The organism is Octadecabacter arcticus 238 (genome assembly GCF_000155735.2).
GTDB lineage: Bacteria > Pseudomonadota > Alphaproteobacteria > Rhodobacterales > Rhodobacteraceae > Octadecabacter > Octadecabacter arcticus.
In genome coordinates this window covers 1-21,824 of sequence record NC_020908.1, presented here as the reverse complement: position 1 = coordinate 21,824, position 21,824 = coordinate 1, and the positions used below count along the sequence as shown (strand labels likewise).

Annotated in this window: 18 protein-coding genes and 1 pseudogene; 11 read left to right on the top strand and 8 right to left on the bottom strand. The window is 56.0% G+C overall.

Annotated features, from left to right (window positions below; translation table 11 throughout):
* Positions 1–11: 11 nt before the first annotated feature.
* The 6 genes from OA238_RS00100 (at position 12) to arfB (ending at position 5,919) form a co-directional block, all read left to right on the top strand.
* Positions 12–1,244, top strand: coding sequence for an ISL3 family transposase (locus tag OA238_RS00100; protein WP_015493537.1), 1,233 nt, complete (start codon positions 12–14; stop codon positions 1,242–1,244).
* Positions 1,245–1,464: 220 nt separating this feature from the next.
* Positions 1,465–2,052, top strand: coding sequence for an acyl-CoA thioesterase (locus OA238_RS00095; protein ID WP_015493536.1), 588 nt, complete (start codon positions 1,465–1,467; stop codon positions 2,050–2,052).
* A gap of 60 nt (positions 2,053–2,112) precedes the next feature.
* Positions 2,113–3,489, top strand: a complete 1,377-nt coding sequence (locus OA238_RS00090) for an MFS transporter (RefSeq protein ID WP_015493535.1) — start codon at positions 2,113–2,115, stop codon at positions 3,487–3,489.
* Entirely contained in the window at positions 3,477–4,412 is a 936-nt protein-coding gene (gene mepA, locus OA238_RS00085) for a penicillin-insensitive murein endopeptidase (RefSeq protein WP_015493534.1), read from the top strand. The genes OA238_RS00090 and mepA overlap by 13 nt, the downstream gene beginning before the upstream one ends.
* Before the next feature lie 104 nt (positions 4,413–4,516).
* Entirely contained in the window at positions 4,517–5,152 is a 636-nt protein-coding gene (locus tag OA238_RS00080) for a queuosine precursor transporter (protein ID WP_015493533.1), read from the top strand.
* Positions 5,153–5,499: 347 nt separating this feature from the next.
* Positions 5,500–5,919, top strand: a complete 420-nt coding sequence (gene arfB / locus OA238_RS00075) for an alternative ribosome rescue aminoacyl-tRNA hydrolase ArfB (protein WP_015493532.1) — start codon at positions 5,500–5,502, stop codon at positions 5,917–5,919.
* Positions 5,920–5,939: 20 nt separating this feature from the next.
* On the opposite strand, the gene OA238_RS28480 is transcribed toward arfB, so the two are convergent.
* Together OA238_RS28480 and pncB are read right to left on the bottom strand one after the other, a co-directional pair.
* Positions 5,940–7,082, bottom strand: a complete 1,143-nt coding sequence (locus OA238_RS28480) for a DUF2793 domain-containing protein (protein WP_015493531.1) — start codon at positions 7,080–7,082, stop codon at positions 5,940–5,942.
* 118 nt (positions 7,083–7,200) lie between these two features.
* Complete coding sequence (gene pncB, locus OA238_RS00065) at positions 7,201–8,493, bottom strand: nicotinate phosphoribosyltransferase (protein ID WP_015493530.1); 1,293 nt, start codon at positions 8,491–8,493, stop codon at positions 7,201–7,203.
* A 569-nt stretch (positions 8,494–9,062) separates the two neighbouring features.
* Here pncB and tnpC point away from each other — a divergent pair.
* Entirely contained in the window at positions 9,063–10,478 is a 1,416-nt protein-coding gene (gene tnpC, locus OA238_RS00060; RefSeq protein ID WP_015493529.1) for an IS66 family transposase, read from the top strand.
* Between the two features lie 242 nt (positions 10,479–10,720).
* Here the strand turns inward: tnpC and OA238_RS00055 are convergent.
* Positions 10,721–11,728 (bottom strand): annotated as a pseudogene (locus OA238_RS00055) (IS5 family transposase).
* Here OA238_RS00055 and OA238_RS00045 point away from each other — a divergent pair.
* Complete coding sequence (locus OA238_RS00045) at positions 11,669–12,094, top strand: BLUF domain-containing protein (RefSeq protein WP_083906600.1); 426 nt, start codon at positions 11,669–11,671, stop codon at positions 12,092–12,094. The pseudogene OA238_RS00055 and the gene OA238_RS00045 overlap by 60 nt on opposite strands.
* 15 nt (positions 12,095–12,109) lie before the next feature.
* On the opposite strand, the gene pncA is transcribed toward OA238_RS00045, so the two are convergent.
* A complete protein-coding gene (gene pncA, locus OA238_RS00040; protein WP_015493526.1) occupies positions 12,110–12,703 on the bottom strand; it encodes a bifunctional nicotinamidase/pyrazinamidase in 594 nt (197 codons plus the stop codon).
* Positions 12,704–12,777: 74 nt separating this feature from the next.
* Here pncA and trhO point away from each other — a divergent pair, with 74 nt between their 5' ends.
* The 3 genes from trhO (at position 12,778) to OA238_RS00025 (ending at position 15,414) form a co-directional block, all read left to right on the top strand.
* The gene (gene trhO / locus OA238_RS00035) at positions 12,778–13,689 is read left to right on the top strand and encodes an oxygen-dependent tRNA uridine(34) hydroxylase TrhO (protein ID WP_015493525.1); all 912 of its coding nucleotides are present in this window, start codon (positions 12,778–12,780) and stop codon (positions 13,687–13,689) included.
* Positions 13,690–13,760: 71 nt separating this feature from the next.
* Complete coding sequence (locus tag OA238_RS00030; RefSeq protein WP_015493524.1) at positions 13,761–14,078, top strand: YciI family protein; 318 nt, start codon at positions 13,761–13,763, stop codon at positions 14,076–14,078.
* Positions 14,079–14,166: 88 nt separating this feature from the next.
* Complete coding sequence (locus OA238_RS00025) at positions 14,167–15,414, top strand: aminotransferase class V-fold PLP-dependent enzyme (RefSeq protein ID WP_015493523.1); 1,248 nt, start codon at positions 14,167–14,169, stop codon at positions 15,412–15,414.
* 23 nt (positions 15,415–15,437) lie between these two features.
* Here the strand turns inward: OA238_RS00025 and gyrB are convergent, their stop codons facing one another.
* From gyrB to dnaA, 4 genes are all read right to left on the bottom strand, one after another.
* Complete coding sequence (gene gyrB, locus OA238_RS00020) at positions 15,438–17,855, bottom strand: DNA topoisomerase (ATP-hydrolyzing) subunit B (RefSeq protein ID WP_015493522.1); 2,418 nt, start codon at positions 17,853–17,855, stop codon at positions 15,438–15,440.
* 113 nt (positions 17,856–17,968) lie between these two features.
* On the bottom strand, positions 17,969–19,078 hold the full coding sequence (gene recF / locus OA238_RS00015; protein WP_015493521.1) for a DNA replication/repair protein RecF: 1,110 nt from the start codon (positions 19,076–19,078) through the stop codon (positions 17,969–17,971).
* 68 nt (positions 19,079–19,146) lie between these two features.
* The gene (gene dnaN, locus OA238_RS00010; protein ID WP_015493520.1) at positions 19,147–20,265 is read right to left on the bottom strand and encodes a DNA polymerase III subunit beta; all 1,119 of its coding nucleotides are present in this window, start codon (positions 20,263–20,265) and stop codon (positions 19,147–19,149) included.
* 118 nt (positions 20,266–20,383) lie between these two features.
* The gene (gene dnaA, locus OA238_RS00005) at positions 20,384–21,724 is read right to left on the bottom strand and encodes a chromosomal replication initiator protein DnaA (RefSeq protein WP_015493519.1); all 1,341 of its coding nucleotides are present in this window, start codon (positions 21,722–21,724) and stop codon (positions 20,384–20,386) included.
* Positions 21,725–21,824 lie beyond the last annotated feature (100 nt).

Below are 21,824 nucleotides of genomic sequence, written 5' to 3'. Positions count from 1 at the left end.
AGGGCAGGTATATGACCATCGACATCTCGCAACATATTTTACGCCTGAAGGGGCAACGTGTAAATGAAATTGAGCTGGCTGAAGACGGTGCGAAGGTTATTGTTCAGTGCAGTCGGGATGCCCGCAGGAGCGCTATAGACCCTGCAACCGGCAAGAAGGGTAGCATCAACCAACATATTCGCCGACAAGTAAACGACATCCCGTTTTTTGGGTATCCTTGTGTGATTGAGATTGAGCTAGCGCAGGTTTTTATTAGCAAGGGTGAGCGCCGCATTGAGGCGTGTCCTTTTGTTGATAAAGGGTGCCGTTTCACCCATCGATTTTGCCATCTTATCAGTGGATTGTGCCGTCATTTATCCATTCTGGCTGTCTCCAGGCATTTAGGTATACGATGGGAGACGGTAAAGAATATCGACAAGGCATACCTGATGGAAACGCTCCCTGCGCTTGATCCCGCACAGCTTGCTGGCTTGGAATACATTGGTGTCGATGAAGTGGCCCGGGCGAAAGGTCATGACTATATGACGGTGGTCTACGATATGGTCGGAGGGCATCTGATCTGGGTGGAAGCCGGTCGAACTGCCGAAGTTTTTTCAAGGTTTTTGAAACAGCTGCGGCCAGATACAGCCCATAAAATAAAGGCCGTGTCGATGGATATGGGGCCTGCCTACCAAAAGGCTGTCAGGGAGTCCTTGCCGATGGCCGACATCGTATTTGACCGTTTCCACGTCATGAAAAACTACAGCAAGGCTATCCATAATCAGCGTCGCCTTGAGTTCAGGAAGGCCGATCAAAGTGGTAAAGAGTTGATGAAGGGCACGCATTATCTGTTGCTCAAAAATGCGGATAAGTTGAATGAAAAACAAAGTAACAAGCTGCAAACGTTGCTGGAGAGCAATAGCAACCTGAATACGCTTTACGTCTTAAAAGAACAGCTTCAGGCTCTGTGGAGCGCCCCATCATTTGAGGGGATGTCAGAGCAACTGGAAAATTGGTGCCTGATCGCAGATCAGTCACACATGCTCTATCTGAAAAAGTTCGCAAAATCCCTAAGAAAACATTGTGTGGGCATATGCAACTACGCGAAACACAAGCTGACAAGCGCCAGGATAGAGGCTGGTAATGTCAGTATAGGAATGATCCGCAAACGAGCCAGGGGCATCAGGGATACCGAATACTTCAAACTCAAAATTAGACAATCATCCATCCCAGATAATCAATCTATGTTCTATTTGAAATCCTAGAATAACTCAACAAAGCGGAGAAGAGCCAAATGCGCGATAATGAAGAAGCGAACAATATCGAGGATCATCAGCAAGATTTGGAAAAGCGATTGCATAGAGCGTTCCTAGGTTTGGGCATTCGGACGATTTTAGGAGAGGTAAGCACGCAAGCGTAAAAGGGCAATGACTTTCCGTTGGGTAATGGATTGACGTTAACGTCAATTGGTCGCCTTAAGGGCGCATGTACCCATTTTTACGCCTCGGCCTGAACCTGTTTTCAGCGCGCAAATTGCCACCCATGAACGTGCTGGATTTGCATGTGAGCCAGCATCGCTGTCGGCTGGTGGATTGCGATATCTTTTTGGAAATGAACAACGGCCGTATTTTGACGTTGTATGAAATGGGGCGATTTCAGGCGGCTGTGCGCATGGGGCTTTGGGCACTGTTGAAGAAAAAGCGCTGGGGGCTGACGGTAGCGGGCACGTCGATCCGGTATCGCCGCCGGATCACACCGTTCGAGAAGTATGAAATCCGCACCAAAATCGCCACGTGGGACGATCGGTTCGTCTACATCGAACAGGGTATGTTCAAGATGTCGGGCGAATGTGCCAGCCACGTTTTGTTTCGCACAGCCGTTGTTGCAAAGGGCCGCGCGGTTCCGACTGATGTGTTGATTGAGGCGATGGGCGTTACCACGCCCCGCCCAACACCCGCGGCATGGATCCAAAACTGGATCGATGCGGAGGCGACACGGCCTTGGCCACCAGAAATGGACTCACCAAAATTGGGGCAACCAAATCTGGACTCATGGACTCCGGTCGAACCCTAAACCGTTGCTAGTTTTTTGCTTTGGCTGTCTTATCGCTAAAAGCGAACAGGGGACGGGTTCATGGCGGCAGTATCTAAGAGACGTATTTGGGGTTGGATGGCGTTTGATTGGGCCAGTCAGCCGTTTTATACACTGGGTTTGACGTTTATTTTTGGCCCGTATTTCGCGGCCGTTGCGGCGGAATATTATCTGAGCTCTGGACTGGATGTTGATACTGCAAACTCACGCGCGCAGGGCATTTGGTCGGGCGGACAGACGGTTGCGGGTTTGATCATCGCATTTTCAGCGCCGTTTCTTGGGGCCTTTGCGGACAATTCAGGGCGAAAAATGCCGTGGATTGCGTTCTTTTCCGTCGTCTACGTGATTGCCATGACCATGCTGTGGGGGCTGACGCCAGATGGTGGAAACCTGATCTGGATGTTGGTGATTTTCTATGTTGGTTTCATCGCCGCTGAATCAGCGCTGAATTTTACCAATGCGATCCTGCCCAGCCTTGGCACCAAAGAACAAATTAGCCGCATCAGCGGATCGGGTGCTGCGTTCGGATATTGGGGCGGCGTGACGGCGTTGTTTGTGATGTTGTTGCTGCTCGCCGAAAACGATCAGGGCGTGACATTATTGGGCAATCCGCCCCTGTTCGGGTTGGACCCAGACATGCGTGAAGGCACGCGGTCCGTCGGGCCAATGATTGCGATCTGGTTCGCGATCTTCATGATTCCGTTTTTCCTATGGGTGCGTGACGATCCAAAACTCGGCGGCAAGCCCACCAATATGGGATCTGTTGCGGGCGAATTATGGACAACGATCAAGTCGGTGAGGGACCGTAAAAGTCTGCTAAATTTCCTGATCGGGTCGATGTTTTACCGCGACGCCCTAAACGCGCTTTATGCATTTGGCGGGGTCTATGCGGCCTTGGTTTTGGACTGGTCGACGATCTATATTGGCGTGTTCGGAATCGTCGCGGCGATTGCGGCGGCGATCACCACGTGGCTGGCGGGACTGGCAGACGAAAGGTATGGTCCAAAGCCCGTGATCCGCGTGTCCGTTTGGGCGTTGATCGTCGTGAGCATCATCATAGTCGGCATGTCGCGTGAGGCGCTATTTGGAATTCCCTTGGCCCAAGGGTCGTCTATTCCGGACATCATTTTCTACGTCTGTGGTGCAGTGATTGGTGGCGCAGGTGGTGCTGTTTATACGGCCAGCCGATCCATGATGGTGCGCCATACGCACCCTGAACGCCCCGCAGAAGCGTTCGGATTGTTCGCGTTGTCAGGCAAGGCGACGGCGTTCTTGGCCCCTGCGTTCATCACGCTGTTTACCTATCTGACCAACAACAACCAGCTCGGCTTTTTGCCTGTGATCTTTCTTTTCTTGGCTGGGTTGCTTCTGCTACGGTGGGTTAAGCCACAAGGAGATCACGACGAATGGTCGGCATAGTCAGAACGAGTATTTTGGTCGCAGCATTGGCGTTGACCGCCAGTTGCCGCAACACCGACGTTAGCCAAGCAGCGGCTGCTACGGCGGTGATTTCAACGCAGAACGCAGGCGACATTCGCGTCGCAAAAGAGGTGTTTGGCTATATTCCCACTGCGTCAAACCAACGGTCCGAGGCGTTTGGTGGCTACGCCCGTGGGTGTCAGGCCGGCGCTGTGCAATTGCCGGAAACCGGTGCGACATGGCAGGCGATGCGTCTGTCGCGCAACCGCAATTGGGCGCAACCTGAGACGGTCGATTTCATTCAGGACCTTAGCCGCTTTGCCGCGACGATGAACGGTTGGGACGGAATTTATGTCGGCGATATGAGCCAGCCACGCGGCGGGCCGATGTTGACGGGCCATGCGTCACACCAGACCGGTCTGGACGCCGATATCTGGATGTTACCGCCCGACCGTTTGACCCTGAACCGCCAAGAACGCGAAGACCTGTCTTCTATTTCCATGCGCCGTGAGCGCGGTGCGTTTACCAATTCGAGCTGGACAGAACAACACATGCAGCTGCTGCGCGCGGCGGCAAGTGACCCGCGTACGGCACGGATTTTCGTATTCCCCGGTGCGAAGGTTGCGATGTGCAACTGGGAAACCGGTGATCGCGCGTGGTTGAATAGAATTCGGCCATGGCACGGACATCATTACCATTTTCACGTGCGGCTCCGGTGTCCTGACGGGAACACAGGATGTGAGGATCAAGCGCCTCCGCCCGCTGGTGACGGATGTGCAGATGCGCAAAATTGGGTGAATGACATTCTAAATCCACCACCTCCGACGCCCGCTGATCCCAACGCAACGCCACGCGCACCGCGGGGTCCGCTGACCATGGCGCGCTTACCCGGACAGTGTTTGGCGGTCGCCCAAAGCGAGTGACGAAACGGATCCATTGACAAGCGGGACGCCGCGCCGCACTAGGTCGGCGACCTTTATTCTGAAGGGCCAAGTGTCCGACTACCTTGTCAAAACGGATTGATATTATGACCCGAATTCTTCCTGGCGTGTTCGCCATGGCCATCGTTGTGGTGGCTTCTAACATCCTTGTGCAGTTTCTGATCCTTGACGGATTGCTGACTTGGGGTGCATTTTCCTACCCGCTAGCGTTCCTTGTCACTGACGTGATGAACCGCGTTTATGGCGCAGCCACGGCGCGGCGCGTTGTTTTCATTGGTTTTATTTTCGGTGTCGTCTGTTCGTTGATTGGCAGCCAGATCATGATCCAAGGCGACGGATTTGAATTTCCTGCCGTGGCGCTTCGTGTGGCGGTTGGGTCCGCGACGGCGTTCTTGGTGGCGCAATTGATCGACGTGGCGATCTTTCAACGGCTGCGTGACGGGGCGTGGTGGCGCGCGCCTTTGGCATCGACATTGATCGGGTCGACCATCGACACGGCACTGTTTTTCGCCATTGCATTCAGTGGGTTGATCTCATTTGGTGCCAATGCCGATGCAGAGATTTCATGGGCATGGGATGTGGTGCCATTCTTGCTTGCTGGACCGGACGCGCCGCTCTGGGTTTCACTGGCCGTGGCGGACTGGGGCGTGAAGCTGACCATTGCGCTCATGGCCCTGCTACCATTCCGCCTAATTGTTGGACGAATGACACAGTCCAACTAGGGTTAGTCATTTTTCCTTTGGAGATTACCACAACTTGTGGTTTTCTATCCTTAACAGAAACAAACGGAAGGAGGTGATCCAGTGTCTAGAAAGATAGTGGAGACGTGTGACGGGACAACTATGGGGGGCCGTGTCTAGGGCAAACCTTGGATGCGAATGACCATAGGTGAGACCGCGCTTCTTAACGGCGTGCACTCTTCGGATTGCGCTCTAACCGGCCACACCTCCTGAACTTTCGAAGGGCCGCCTTGCCATGCAGGGTGGCCCTTTTTCGTTGAAACCAATCGAATTTGTACAAAACTCAAACAGGGGTTTGTCTGGTTTGTACAAAAGTGGGATGGTGCGAAATGGGACTTCGCATTAATGATTCAATCGAAATTGAGGACTGGGAGCTGACCGAGCAATTCGTGCGCGCGTCCGGCCCCGGCGGGCAGAACGTCAACAAGGTTTCGACGGCGGTGGAACTGCGATTCGAGGCGGCGCGATCGCCTGCGCTGACCGGTCCAGTGAAGACGCGGCTAAAACGGCTGGCGGGGCGCAAATGGACGGGCGACGGTGCGGTGATTTTGTTCGTGCAGGACACGCGGTCACAGGCGCGCAACCGCGAGATCGCACGGGAGCGGCTGGCGGATATGATACGGGCGGCACTGTTTGTGTCCAAGCGACGGGTAAAGACGCGGGTGTCTTTGAACCAGAAACGCAAGCGGGTGGATGCAAAAAAGCAGCGCGGCGAGGTAAAGAGCCTGCGGGGGAAGATCGTGGATTGATCCACCCGCAGTGTGGCGCATCAGGACGGCGATAAGTAGGTCAGGAACATCGAGGTATAAAGGTAACGCGTCGCAGAAATTGTTCCGATAGGGCGCATAAACACCACCACGAATCCATCATCTGAAACCTCGTAGTCGCCCAGATCGACGGTAACGCGATTGAAGCCATCGGCGACGGTCGCACTGTCAACTGACCCAAGAAGCGTGCGCGTTACGCTTCCATTAGACGTCCAACCAGCGCCCCAAGGACCTGTTTGGAAATAGACGCGCAAATCATAGCCCGTTATTTCTGTCGAGCTTGGCCGCAGAGCGACCTCCAACGTTGTGAGGCGGCTTTTTTGGGCCACCAAGACCGACATATTTGCCCATGACTTTGTAGGCTCTGCGTCAGTTCCGCCATTGCTGAATACGTTTTCGGTTTGAGCGCCGAAAGCCGGGTGGTGGGTGACCCAGCGATTGTCCGTGTAACAATAAACGCGACCACCAATATCAACGCGGCACGCAACCTGCGCACCGGACGGAAATTCCGCACGACCTGTGGCGCCATCCAAGGTCAGGGCCGTGTTCCAAGACATCGATTCGTTGCTGACTTTGATCGAGAAATCATCGCCCCCTGCTGTACCCATTTCTGCGCGACCGGAATAGCCGGTTTGAAACAGAAGGCTCGCCGTATCCGTTGGTGCATCTTTGTTGACGACAACGCGGTGATCACTGCCGTTATGGGATAGAAGCGTCGCATCCGCTGAGACTGCAAGACGGTTCACGTCGTCCGCTGTGGTGTTAATCCCAACGCCGTTCACGTTCTGAAGCGCCGATGCGTCAATTGCGGACCCTACCCAGTCCAAGCCGTTAAAGATGAGCATCATACCTTCTGCGCGAACCACAGCTTGCCACCCGTTTTGGGGCGCGTAGAACGCCCAAGCCGCGTTCTCGTAAACGGCAATGGACCCGTCCTGTCCAGTCCAGTCACCGCTGGCGTTTGCGGCCACGATATGACGGTCACCGCTGGTCGGGGTCGCGGGTGGCGCGGTTTGGTCACGATCTTCAACGGACAGTTGAACCAGCGCATCCAGAACACGGAGCGCTTCGTTGTGGGTGACGTGTTTTTGGGCTTGGGCGGGTTGAATATAGGGCAAACCGAGGATGTGGGATGTGTCGGACATGATTGCTCCTGAAAGGGGACGAATGCAACGTCGGACCTTAGGCAGGAGGCGTTATCAAGATTTGAAGACAGCGTTCGGTGCGGATGGGTTTTGTGCAACGAGGATGAGCGCGTCGGACTTAGACGACAACCTGCAACCGTTCCTGTTCTCCGACCCCGAACACCCGTTTGTAGCGTTCGATTTCTTCAAGCGGTCCCATGGCTTTGTTGGGATTATCGCTGAGTTTAACGGTTGGTTGACCGTTGGCTGATACGGCTTTGCAGACGAGGGAGAACGGGGCGAGTGTGTCGCCGGGTGTGAGGCCTTTGAAGTCGTTGGTGAGCATGGTGCCCCAACCGAATGACACGCGGGTGCGGCCCTGAAATTGTTTGTGGAGGGCGACGATTTTATCGACGTCGAGCCCGTCACTGAAGATCACCAGTTTGTCGCGCGGGTCTTCACCGCGCGATTTCCACCAGTTGATCGCACGTTCGGCACCTGTTGCGGGGTCGCCGCTGTCAACCCGGATGCCTGTCCAGCCCGCCAGCCAATCGGGGGCATTGTCGAGGAAACCTTGCGTGCCGTAGGTGTCGGGCAGGATGATGCGCAGGTTGCCGTCGTGTTCGTCTTGCCAGTCCGACAAGACGTCGTAGGGCGCGCGGGCCAGAGTTGCGTCGTCTTTGGCCAATGCGGAGTAGACCATGGGCAGTTCGTGGGCATTGGTGCCGATGGCGGCGAGGTCACGGTTTTTGGCAATCAGGCAGTTGGAGGTGCCAGTGAAATTGTCGCCCAAGCCCTCGCGCATGGCCTGAACCGCCCAGTCCTGCCACAGGAAGCTGTGGCGGCGGCGGGTGCCGAAATCAGCGACGCGCAGGTCATCCAGTGGGCGGAGTTTTTCGACCTTTTCCCAGAGTTTCGTCATAGCGCGGGCGTAAAGGATTTCGAGTTCGAACCGCCCCATATTACCAAGGACGGCGCGGCCACGCAGTTCCATCAGGATCGAGAGCGCCGGAATTTCCCAGAGCATGACCTCGGGCCATGAGCCTTCAAACGTCAGTTCATATTGGCCGTCGTGTTTTTCGAGGTGGTAGGGCGGCAGGCGCAAGTCTTCGAACCAATCCATGAATTCAGGGCTGAACATGGAACGTTTGCCGTAAAAGGTGTTTCCGCGCATCCAAGTGGATTCACCGCGCGTCAGAGAGAGGGAGCGGACGTGGTCTAGTTGTTCGCGCAATTCACCTTCGTCGATTTGATCGGCCAAGCGGATAGATTTGGACCGGTTGATCAGCGAAAACGTGACTTGGGTGTCGGGTTTGTTGCGAAACACCGACTGGCACATCAGCAGTTTATAGAAATCCGTGTCGATGAGGGAGCGGACGATCGGGTCGATCTTCCATTTGTGGTTCCAGACGCGGGTTGCGATGTCGACCATGAGTAGGCTCCAAATTCTGTTGCGCCCGTTAGAGCAAAGCGGGCGGTGCGGGTAAAGGGATGATAAGATGGGGATGCGGCGCGTGATTGGGGCGGTTTTGCATGCCAATGGGTTGGCCGGCTTGGGAATAACAGCCCGACCGATCTGGGCGGTGAGAACGGCCATTTGGGATGGCGGACAGTGCATGCAAGGACGTAATCGGTGGTGAATTGTCGCAGCCAAGATGGTAGGAACCCAGACAGAATCGGCGCCGCGGGTGAAGATTGGGGTTCGCCCTATTTCCATAGGGTTACGGCGAAGACGTATAGACTGGTGCGGCTTTTTTGGCCGCTGAAAATTGGTCTGTCAGCGGTGACATTTGTTCGATCTGTAAACAATGCAACTGTCGAAACATTTGCATAACGCCGCTGTCAATCTAATTATAGTTTATTAGTAACTCCCAAGCACCCCAGCCGATAACGGGTTTTTGTCAGTTTTGATGTGAGTCTCCTTGGCCATTAGGCGCATGAATTTTCTGTTGTGGTCTGAATTTCGTGGCGCTGTGACGATTTCTCTGAATCATTGGTGGAATGGACCAAGTTACTGCTCTTGAACAACTCCTCGCCACGGCTCTGCGCAGGATCGCCGAGTTGGAAGCCGCGTTGGCGAGCATGGCGCAAAAGAATGCGGATCTGCGGCGTCAGTTGGCCAAGAACAGCAGTAATAGCAGCAAGCCGCCTTCGAGTGATGGGTTGAAGAAGCCGGTACCGCGTAGCCTGCGTGGTAAGTCCGGTAAGAAAAGTGGTGGCCAAGTTGGCCACCGAGGCGACACCCTACGTCAGACAGCAACGCCTGACTTTGTGGAGCGACATGAGGCTGAGGCCTGTGGCACCTGTCAGCATGGCTTGACGGCTGGGATGATCAAGGCGGTGGAGAGGCGTCAGGTTTATGACATACCGGTGCCGCGTCTGGAGGTCACAGAGCATCAGGCAGCGATTTATTGTTGTGGCCATTGCCGAGCCACGACGACAGCCACCTTTCCCGATGGCGTGAATGCACACGTGCAATACGGTAAGCGCATTCGGGCGGCGGCGGTCTACTGCAATGTTCAGCAGCTGATCCCCGAGGATCGGGTCTGCCAACTCCTGCGTGATTTGTTTGGTGCCACCAGCCTATGCGCGGCCAGCGTGACCAACTGGGTGAACGGCACAGCGCGTACCTTGGGTGGCGTCGTCGAACACATTCTGGCCCGGCTCAATGAAGGCGGCGTTCGGCATCTGGATGAGACCGGACTTCGTGTTGATGGTAAGCTGCACTGGCTGCACTCAATCAGCGATCTCGCCTTCACGCATTATCGCATCAGCGCCAAGCGCGGTGCTGTTCCATCCTTCCTGACCGGCGGGACAATTGTTCATGACCACTGGAAGTCCTATTACGCCCATATGAGTGGGGTGGACGCGCACGCCCTGTGCGGGGCGCATCATTTACGGGAACTCAAGGCCATCGAAGAAATCGAAAAGGAGCCGTGGGCGTGCGCGATGAGCGTGCTGCTCAACAGCGCCAATCAGCTCAAGTGCGCGGCTCAGGGGCGAGGCGAGACCGAACTCCCCACGTCGGTTCACCACGACATCCTCACCAAATACATGGCGATCCTCACCGAGGGCCTCGCCTTCCATGAGCGACAAGACCCACTGGCTAGACGCACTGGTGCGCGAGGCCGAAAAGCCAGGCGGCCAGGCCATAACCTTCTGGTCCGCTTGCGCGACTACCGTGATGACGTCCTAAGGTTCCTTACGGACTTCACAGTTCCCTTCACCAACAATCAGGCCGAACGGGACCTGCGCATGATGAAGTTGCGCATGAAAATCTCGGGAACTTTCCGCACCCTCGAGGGCGCGCAGGTCTTCGCTGACATCAGATCCGTCATCTCGACGGTCAGAAAACACGGGGGCAATATCCTCGAAACACTCACCCTATCACCACAACAGATCATCGCTCGGCTCTAACGTCGCAAGGGCAACACAAAACCCGATATCCGATGGGGTCCTTGGGAGTTACTTTATTATGGAATAGACTGTTTTGGGGGCAATATTATTCAATGTTAAGATTATTATATTATAGTGAGACCTCAGCATAACCTGTTGTTTGGGTTCCCGTTGGTCATGTGTTTCCAAAAGCTGCCTGTGTTTACGCTCTTAGGTGTCTGTAGCGTTGGGTTTCAGGCGTTATTTTTTGATTTTGGTCGCACTTATCCAGTGGGTTCCGGGTCTGGCAGGCCGTAGAGCGCCAAGAACTTTGCCCCCTTCGCGATATTATGGGCGATGGCTGCCAGACCGAACAGGGTCAGGTTTTTAGCCAGCCCCATCAGCCGCGTTCGAGCCAATCCATAGCGGGATTTATAGGTGGCAAAGGGGCGCTCGCCGCCGGAGCGGATCACGGCAATCTCTTTGTTGCGGACCAAATCCGCTTTGGACAAAGGGTGGCCCCGATAGCCCTTGCGCTGCACTTGATCATCAATACCAAACTGCGCCAATTTTTCGCGTGTGGCTTGCAAAGAATAGGCGGCATCCGCGTAAAGCGCCGCCTCGTCGCCCAGCAATAGCGTGTCCCGTTCGGTACTGTCATGGGCATTGCTTGGTGTGACCGTTTGGCGGTGGATGAAGCCATCTTCGTCGACGCCAGTGTGGACCGAGTAGCCGTAGGTGGACTTTATATTACCGCGACTGTCGGCCTTTACGTGCCAGCCCGCATCCTTGTCGCGCGTGGGTTCATCATTGGCGTCTTTGCCGTACCCTGACTGCGCCGCTTCAACCGGAGTGGCATCGATGATATTGATGCGACCTTCAGTCATGATGATATGTTTTGCTTCAAGTTGGCGGTTCACTTCGCCCAGTAAAACCTCCCACAGGCCCAGTTCCATCAACCTCGCCCGAAAGCGCCCAATGGTAGTGGCGTCAGGGACATCCCCACCCAATTCGAGGTGACAGAATTTCCTGAACAACAGATCGCGAAACAGGGACAGAGACAGCTCAGCATCACTCAAGCGATATCAGATGCCCAGCAATGACGCGCGGAGTAAAGTCAGCAATGGATAGCTCGGGCGGCCAGTCTTGCTGGCATAGATTTCGGCCATGATTTGTTCGAGCTTTACCCAGTCCAAAATCGCCTCGGCACCGTCCAACCCTTGCAGGCTCGCATGCTCAAGATCAGCGCTGGTAATGAAGAGTTCGGGTTGTGTGGAAAATGGCTTCTGCATGGCTTTAAAATAGCAAAATTAAACCTTCAGGGGAATCCCAGACTTATGCAGAGGTCTCATAGTACAGCTTACGCGGACATTAGTGCGGCCGACGTTTATGAAATAGCGACGCGTTCGTCCGAGGCAAACATAGAAAATAAGATTACGGGTGCGCTAGCATTCGATGGCGAAAAATTTTGTCAGTGCCTCGAGGGCAAGCATGAAAGTGTCCAAAACCTAATTGAGACTATCCAAAAAGATGGCCGCAACAGTGACCTTGAGGTCATCGCAGAAAAAGCCATTACAGTTCGTTATTTCGGCGACTGGTCAATGCTTTATGTCGATGGGCAGGGCTTTTCACCTGTCACTGATGCGATGAACTTTTAGCGGGCTAAACTACCGTCACGCGATGGTCACACCAGCGTTTTTCATCCCCTCGACCGCTGCCGCCAATGATCCGTCAAAATCAATTGCGCGGCACAAGTCCATGCGCACGGTCACGTCAAACCCCAGATTGGCCGCGTCTACCGCCGAGTAGTTGACGCAGAAGTCGGTGGCGAGGCCGACCAGTGTCAGCGTGTCGATGCCGCGCGTGCGCAGATAGCCTTCTAATCCGGTTGGGGTTTGGTGGTCATTCTCGAAGAACGCAGAATAGCTGTCGATTTTCGCATTGTAGCCTTTGCGGATCAACATGTCGGCGTGATCGACGTTCAGGTCTTGGTGAAATTGCGCGCCAGACGTGCCGATGATGCAATGATCAGGCCACAGGACTTGGGCGCCGTAGGGCATTTGGATAACGCTCATCGGGTCGGCGTCGTGGGACGTTGCGAAGGATGAATGGCCAGCTGGGTGCCAGTCTTGCGTCAAGATCACCGCATCGAAATCGGGCATCAGGGCGTTGATGCCTTTGACAATCTCGTCGCCATTGGTGACGGCGAGCGTACCTTTCGGGCAGAAGTCGTTTTGGACATCGATGACGAGAAGGGAGTGGGTCATGGCTAGGACTTTCCGATATATGTGGTGTTAGGGTAACGCTTGATGCGATCCATGCAACGGCGTAATGGGCGGCCATGTATACTGTCGTCGCTCTTTATCATTTCACCGCATTTGACGACCCTGTCGCATTAAAGGGGCCGCTTTTGGCTGTCTGCACTGCGGGCGATGTCATGGGCACGTTGCTGTTGGCGCCCGAAGGGATCAACGGCACGATTGCCGGACCACGTGCAGGCGTCGAGACGGCGTTGCGCCATATTTGCGGATTGCCGGGGTGCGCTGGGCTTGAGTGGAAAGAGAGCGCGGCGAGTGTTGCGCCGTTCAACCGCATGAAGGTGCGCATCAAGCGTGAAATCGTGACGATGGGGCAGCCGGATGTGGACCCGACGGCGAGCGTCGGCCGCTATGTGACAGCCACAGATTGGAACGAGTTGATCGCATCGCCGGATGTGGCGGTGATTGATACACGCAACGATTATGAAGTCGCAATTGGCACGTTTGACGGTGCGATCGATCCAATGACCAGCAGCTTTGGCGAGTTTCCGGCGTGGTGGGAAGCCAACAAAGACCGGTTTCACAACAAGCGGATTGCGATGTTCTGCACTGGCGGTATTCGCTGCGAAAAGTCGACGAATTATCTGATCAGTCAAGGTGTTGAGGATGTGTACCACCTGCAGGGTGGTATCCTGAAATACCTCGAAGATGTGCCGGCGGACCAGAGCACATGGGACGGGTCATGTTTTGTATTTGATGCGCGGGTGTCCGTCGGACACGGGCTGGAAGAGGGTCCACATATTTTGTGTTACGCCTGCCGCCGCCCATTGATGCCCGATGACTGCGCATTGCCCGACTATCAAGAAGGCGTGTCATGCCATCAGTGCGCGGGTGAAACCACAGAGCATGACAAAGAGCGGTTTCGTGAGCGGCAAAAGCAGATCGCATTGGTTAAGGCGCGCGGTGAAATGCACATCGGTCCAGCTGCCGGTTGAGGTGAGCGAACCTTGCACGACTCAGCGTTTTGGGCGTTAAATAGTGCCTTCACACACTGGGAGGACTAAAAATGCCAAAATATTTGATGATTTACCATGGTGGCGGAATGCCTGAGACGCCTGAAGAAGGCGCGAAAGCGATGGCGGCGTGGGATACTTGGTATCAGTCGATGGGCGCGGCTGTGGTCGACGGCGGGGCGCCAGTCGGGCAGTCGCACACCGTGAGTTCGGCGGGCCATGTGGACAACGGCGGCGCCAACCCTGTGTCAGGTTACACGATCGTTGAGGCCAACAATTACGCGTCCGCCTGCAAACATGCGGCGGGCAATCCGATGGTTGTCGACGGCAGTGGATCAGTGGAAGTTGCCGAATTCATTGATATGGGCTGAACAGGGCTTGGGCGATACGTGACGAGGTCAAAAAGGGCCTAGTCATTGGCGAGGAATTGGGGTGAAGTCGGCCCAAAGGAGACCGCCTATGATTACGCCTGCCCTGCTCACTGAGATCCGTGGAAAATTCGCCCATGTGGACACCTGCCCGTTCCAAGGGTCGCGGGTGTTTTTCGAGAACGCCGGTGGGGCTTTGACGCTGAATGCGGCGGTGGAAACCTCTGCGAAGTTCGCGGCGATACCGGACAACCAAGGGCGTGACAATCCGGCGGCGCACGCGCTGATGGACATCATTCGCGACAGCAAGGTGGCCGCGATGGACTGGCTCGGTGCATCTGGCGGGCAGGTTTTTGTCGGCGAGAGCGGGACGGAATTGTTGTTCCGGTTGATCCGCACCGCAGTGGCTGGCACATCCGGTGGGGTGCTTTTGGGATCGACTGTGGAACATCCGGCGTCGCGATCTGCTATGGCGCATTGGGCGGAAAAACTGGATCGCGATTATCGGTTGGTGTCGCATGATGATGCGCTTGGTCTTGTGAGCGCGGACGCCTACGCTGCGGCGGTGACGCCTGACACTTGCGTCGCGACAATCCTGCACACGTCACCGGTGACGGGAATGGGCATGGATGTGGTCGCGATTTCTGCTGCGATTCGCGCGGTTGCGCCTGAATGTTTCATCATTGTTGACGGCATCCAGCACGCGTCACACGGTCTGGTGGACCTCGTCGCGGCGGACGTCGATGGCTACGTGATCTCGCCATACAAAGTCTTTTCGCGCCATGGATACGGGGTGGCATGGGTCAGTGATCGTTTGACCGCATTGGGGCCAGAACAGCTGGCGGGGGGACCGACCGCAAGCTGGGAATTCGGGACCCGCGATACGGGGGCCTATGCGTCATTTCACGATGTCGTAAATTATTTCGACTGGCTGGGTGGACAGGTCGGCGACGGCGAAACCCGGCGCGACCGGATTGAAGCGGCAGGTGTTGCGATCAAAGCCCATGAGAAAACGCTGACTAATGCGATGCTGCACGGGACCGGAAACCTGCGCGGATTGGCAGAGCTGGCAGGTGTTCACATTGTCGGTGGCATCGATAATCCGGCGCGTGAAGGGCTGGTGTGTTTCTGGGCCGACGGAGTTGCGGCGGCAGATATTGTCGCTGCGTTGAACGCGGAAGGTGTTCGAACCCACGTGCGCAAGGCCGATCACTACAGCGGCAATATCCTGACACCACTGGGGCAATCGGCGGCCGTGCGCGTATCAATGTGCCACTATAATTCAGAAGCCGAAGTCGCGCGGTTCTTAAGCGTGATGGCGCAGGTGTTGGACAGTTAAGCCCAACACCTGCGGGTTTGGTTCTAAAAGTCCAAGTTTTCGACGTTGAGCGCATTCTGTTGAATGAATTCTCGGCGTGGTTCCACGACGTCGCCCATCAGCTTGGTGAATAGATCGTCGGCTTCGGCCACATCGTCGACCTTCACTTGCAACAATGTGCGTGCGTCGGGGTCCAGCGTGGTTTCCCACAACTGGCTTGGGTTCATCTCTCCCAAGCCCTTATAGCGCTGCAAGGACAGTCCGCGTTCGCCTTCTTCGAGCACGGCCTTAAGCAGATCCAGCGGCCCGTAGATGTTTTGCACGCGGTCTTTGCGGATCAGCGTGGCGGGGGTGTTGTACACGTCTTGTAAGTGCTGGGTGAACGTGCCCGATTTGCGTGCCTCGCCAGAGCGCATCATCGGGCCGTCAAGCGTGCGGACTTCTTCGACGCCGCGCAGGATACGGGCCAAACGGATGCCTTTGTCCTGCGTAATGCGGCCTTGCCAGCCACGCTCCCATTCATTCGCAATCAGGTCGAGACGCGCTGCAACTTTGTCGGCCACACCTTGCAAATCAGCCTCGACCGCGCCGGACACAAAGGCGCCCGCAATGGCCGCCTGTTCGAGGATATGGCGTGGATAGTGGGTCGGGAACGCATCAAGCACGCGTTTCAAACGGCCCGCTTCATCAACCACACGGCGCAGGTCCGCACCGCCGATTTCTTCACCGTTGCCTTGGCGCAACATCGCACCTTCGACACCCTGTTCTGTCAGGTAGTCGTTCATCGCGGCTTGGTCTTTGAGGTAAACCTCGGACTTGCCGCGCGAAACTTTGTAGAGCGGCGGTTGCGCAATATAGAGGTGCCCACGTTCGATCAATTGGGGCATTTGGCGGAAGAAGAAGGTCAAAAGCAGCGTGCGAATGTGCGCGCCGTCAACGTCCGCGTCGGTCATGATGACGATCTTGTGGTAGCGCAATTTGTCGATGTTGAATTCATCGCGCCCGATGCCCGTACCCAGCGCCATGACAAGGTTGCCGATTTCCTGAGAGCCGAGCATCCGGTCAAACCGTGCGCGTTCGACGTTCAGGATCTTACCTTTGAGCGGCAAAATAGCCTGCGTTTGGCGGTCGCGACCCGTTTGGGCAGACCCACCAGCCGAGTCGCCCTCCACCAAGAAGACTTCGGTTTTGGAGGGATCTTTTTCGGAACAGTCTTTCAGTTTGCCAGCCAGGAAATTCACATCCATCGCGGTTTTGCGCCTTGTGAGGTCGCGCGCCTTTCGGGCGGCTTCGCGGGCATGGGCGGCTTCGACGATTTTAGACACCACGATGCGGGCGATCTGCGGGTTCTCTTCGAACCATTCAGACAGCTTTTCGTTCATGATGTTTTCGACGGCGGGCCGCACTTCTGACGACACAAGTTTGTCTTTGGTCTGGCTGGAAAATTTCGGGTCCGGCACTTTGACGGACAGCACGCAAGTCAGGCCTTCGCGGGCGTCGTCACCCGTAAAGCTGATCTTTTCCTTTTTCGCGATGCCGCTGGACTGCGCGTAGTTGTTGATTGTGCGGGTCAGGGCAGCGCGGAAACCGGCCATGTGTGTGCCGCCGTCGCGTTGTGGGATGTTGTTGGTGAATGGCAGAACCATTTCGTTGTAGCTGTCATTCCACCACATCGCGACTTCGACGACGATCTCATCACGTTCGCCGATCACATAGATTGGTTCCGGCAGGATCGAGGTTTTCGAGCGGTCTAGGTATTTGACAAACTCCTTAACACCACCGTCATAATACAGCTCAGAGACGAGGTGTTCGGCAGGGCGTTCGTCAGTCAGTATGATGCGCACGCCGGAGTTCAGGAATGCCAGTTCGCGCAGGCGTTTTTCCAGCGTTTCAAAATAGAAGTCGCGGTTGGAGAACGTATCGAGCGACGCAAGGAAGCGAACCTCGGTGCCTGTCCGATCACCGCAGTCGGCAACAACTTCGAGATGCTTGACGGTAAATCCGCCCTCAAACCGTGCGTAGTGTTCTTTGCCATTCCGCCAGATCCGCAATTCGAGGTAGTCCGACAGCGCGTTCACAACCGATACGCCGACGCCGTGCAGACCGCCGGACACTTTGTAGGAATTGCTGTCGAATTTGCCGCCAGCGTGCAACTGGGTCATGATGACCTCGGCCGCTGAGACGCCTTCTCCTTCGTGGATGCCGACAGGAATTCCGCGACCGTTATCACTGACAGAAATCGACCCGTCGTCGTGGATTTTGACGTTCACCGCGTCCGCATGGCCGGCCAGCGCCTCGTCGATGCCGTTGTCCACGACTTCGTACACCATATGGTGCAGGCCGGACCCGTCATCCGTGTCCCCGATATACATGCCGGGACGCTTGCGGACAGCCTCCAAGCCCTTGAGAACTTTGATAGAATCGGCGCCGTACTCTTCCGGCGTCTGCTGCTCATCGGTCATTACGGACCCTTTGTGTTATGTAGACCAAATTATAGGCGTTTTGGCACGGGATGTCACGCGGCACAGCCATATTTTGTTGGGGGATTCACCCATGGCAGCGGCGGTCGTTTTGGCTAGACTTGTGTGGTCTGTGAAACGCCGTTTTCTTCGGTCACATAGGCGTATTGCGCGGCTGTGCCCAGCTCGCCGAACAGTTCTGGTCCGGTGCCTGTCATAAAGGCCTGCGCGCCGAGTGCGGTGATTTCCGAGTACAGTGCGGCGCGGCGTGTGGCGTCCAGATGGGCGGCAACTTCGTCAAGCAACAAGATTGGCGGTGCGCCAAAATCGTCCGCCAGTGCGCGGGCATTCGCAAGGATGAGGGAGATCAACAACGCCTTTTGCTCACCTGTGGAACAATCTTTGGCAGGGACGTCTTTGGCGGCAAAGATCGCGCCCAGATCGGCGCGGTGCGGGCCGATCAACGTGCGACCTGCGGCCATGTCGCGGGGGCGATTGCCTGCCAGCGCGGCGAGCAGCGCGGCAGGGTCGTCAGGTGCGTCACAAACGGGGTCGCTGTGGGTGAGGGTTAACAGCGCAATTGGAAAAGCAGTTTGCGCGGCCTGCTGTGCGTCAGTCAAAAGATCGATTGCTTGCATCCGGTTGCGGTGGATTTGCGCCCCCGCGTCGGCCATCTGCCGTTCGAGGGCCGTGTACCAATGGGCATCGCGCACCATGTCCTTGAGCAGCCTATTGCGTTCGCGCATGGCTTTTTCGTAGGTCAAGGCAGCGTCGGCATGCATGGGTTCAAAACTCAGCGTGGCACGGTCCAAGAACCGCCGCCGCCCTTCAGCAGCCTCAATCCACAGGCGGTCCATCGCGGGAATGAGCCAGAGAACGCGGCCAATGCGACCAAGGGCGGTTTGCGCCGCCGCTTTGCCGTCGATCTTAGTCTGGCGGGACGCGCCGTTCTCGGACCATGCTTCAACCTCATGGCGCTTGTTCAGGGATGTCAGGTCTGCGGTGACTTTCCAGCCCAGCGCCTCGGGCCTGCGCGTCATCTCCTCTGAGCTTGCGCGGCGCAGGCCACGGCCCGGCGACAAGATTGATACCGCTTCCAGAATGTTAGTTTTGCCCGCGCCGTTGGGCCCGTAGATCGCCATAGGGCGACCGTCGAGGTCCAATTTGGCACGTTTGTGGGATCGAAAGTGCGACAAGGTTAGGTGCGACAGAAAAAGCCCTGACATTACGTTCGGCCTCTTCTTACGTTCCTGTGCCCTTCATCTTGGCAGATACAACTCAAACCCGACAGCAGTTACACCCGCATCGGCATGACGACGTAGATCGCGCTGGTATCATTGCCTTCGCGCATCAGGGTCGGGTCTCCAGATGAATTGAACATGAATACGGCGTTTTCACGGTCCACTTGGCTGGCGATTTCGAGCAGATATTTCGCGTTAAAGCCGATCTCAAGGCGTTCATCACCATAGGCCACGGAAAGCTCTTCTTCGGCGGCGCCAGAATCAGGTGCGTTGACGGACAGGATCAAGCGGTCTTCGTCGAGCTGTAGTTTAACCGCGCGGGACCGCTCGGATGATACGGTTGCAACGCGATCCACGGCGCGGGCGAATTCTGCGGCGTCGACTTCCATTTTACGGGTGTTGTTTTGTGGAATGACGCGGGTGTAATCGGGGAAGGTGCCGTCAATAACCTTGGACGTCAGGGTGATGTCGGGGGTTGCGAAGCGGACTTTGGTTTCCGACACGGACACAGCAATCATCATCTCATCGTCATCGAGCAGCTTGCGCAACTCACCGACGGTTTTGCGCGGCACGATGACTCCAGCCATGCCGTCTGCGCCTTCGGGCAAAGCGGCATCGATGCGGGCAAGACGGTGTCCATCCGTGGCGACGCAGCGTAGAACTTTGCCACCGTCGGATTCTGAGACATGCATGTAGACGCCGTTCAGGTAGTAGCGGGTTTCTTCTGTCGAGATCGCAAATTTGGATTTGTCGAACAGGCGGCGCAGCACGGGTGCCGGGCATGAGAAGTTCGTGGCGTAATCGGACGACGCCATGACGGGAAAGTCTTCTTTGGGCAATGTGGCGAGGCTGAAGTTGGACCGCCCCGCTTCGATTGTCAGGCGGCCGGATGCGCTGTCTTCGGTCAATGTCACCAGCGCGCCGTCAGGCAGTTTGCGGACAATTTCGTTGAGCGTCACGGCGGACACGGTCGTGGAGCCTGCCCGTTCGACCACTGCAGTGGCTTTATCGACGACTTCGATATCGAGGTCGGTGGCGCGGAACGTCGCCTCAGCGCCGCTCGCTTCGATCAGCACATTGGCCAGGATCGGAATGGTGTTGCGGCGTTCCACAACTGATTGGGCTTGCGCCACCGCTTTGAGCAGTGATGCGCGTTCGATGCTGAGTTTCATAGCCCTGTCTCCGTCCTTGATGCCCCAATGGGGTCGGAAATGCGAAACTACCCGTTTCTACCCTATTCACAAGCAATTTGTGAAGTGTCGGGCGCCCTAAGACAAGGGCGCCCAAGCATTAATGTTCCAGAGCGCGGCGGAGCAGTTCCAGATCGTCGGCAATCTGGCTGTCGGACTGGCGCAATTCATCAATTTTGCGCACGCCGTGCATGATCGTGGTGTGATCGCGCTTGCCGAATTTGCGGCCAATTTCAGGCAGGCTGCGACTGGTCAGACGTTTGCACAGCCACATGGCAACCTGACGTGGACGCGCCAGTGTGCGGGTGCGTTTTGATCCAAGCATGTCGGACAGACGGATGTCGAAATGTTCAGAGACTTTGCGCTGGATTTCTTCAATTGTGAGCTTGCGATCAGATGCGCGCAGGATGTCGGACAGGCAGTCTTGCGCCATTTCAACTGTGACGGTGCGGCCGACCATCGACGCGAGCGCATAGAGTCGATTGAGCGCGCCTTCCAGGACACGCACGTTGCTGGAAATGCGGTGCGCCAGAAATTCCAGCACGCCCGTTGCGATTTCAACGCCAGGATAGACGTTAACAAACATTTCTTGCTTGGCATGCAGGATGCCAAGGCGCAGTTCATAATCTGTTGGGTGCAAATCGACCACAAGGCCGCATTGCAGACGGGATTTGATGCGTTCTGACAGGTCGCGAATTTCACCGGGTGCGCGATCTGCGGAGATGATCATCTGTTTACCCTGATCGGCAAGCGCGTTGTAGGTGTGGAAGAATTCCTCTTGCGTGGATTCTTTGCCTTCAAGGAACTGGATGTCATCGACCATCAAAACATCAACGGACCGGAAATGTTGTTTGAAATCCATCATCTTGCGATCACGCAGCGCTGAGATGAAGCGGTAGATGAACTGATCGGCTGACACATACAGGACGTTCAGGTCGGGGCGGCGTTCGCCCAACTCATGCGCGATGGCGTGCATCAGGTGGGTTTTGCCAAGACCAACGCCACCATACAAAAACAGTGGGTTAAATGTGACGGGACCACCTTCAGCGACACGTTTGGACGCCGCGTGTGCCAGTTCATTCGGCTTACCGACGACGAAGCTGTCAAAGGTGAACCGCTGGTCGGGTTGCGCATCGACCAAGGTGTTGGTCGGTTTGCGGACAACAGGTTTGGCGGCGTCATTTACAGCAGTGTTGGCTTTGCCTTCGATTTCGAACGCAAGACGCTGAACGGCCAGACCCTGACGGTTGAGATGGTAAATAATCTGATCGCCATAAGTCTTGCCGACATAATCGCCGACAAAGGGATTTGGAGCCGCGAGATACGCGACGCCTTCGGACGTGCTGACCAGCGACAGCGGTTCGATCCAGTTCTTGAAGTTACCGACCCCGATCGCCGAGCGCATGTCCGTCTTCACTTGATCCCAGTTCACGTTCGTCATCTTGTCCCAATCTGTCCCAAACATATTATCAGACGGCTGCCACCGCCCTTGTCGCCCCATCACGTTCCGTCAGCCAATACTCCACCTACACAACAAAAAC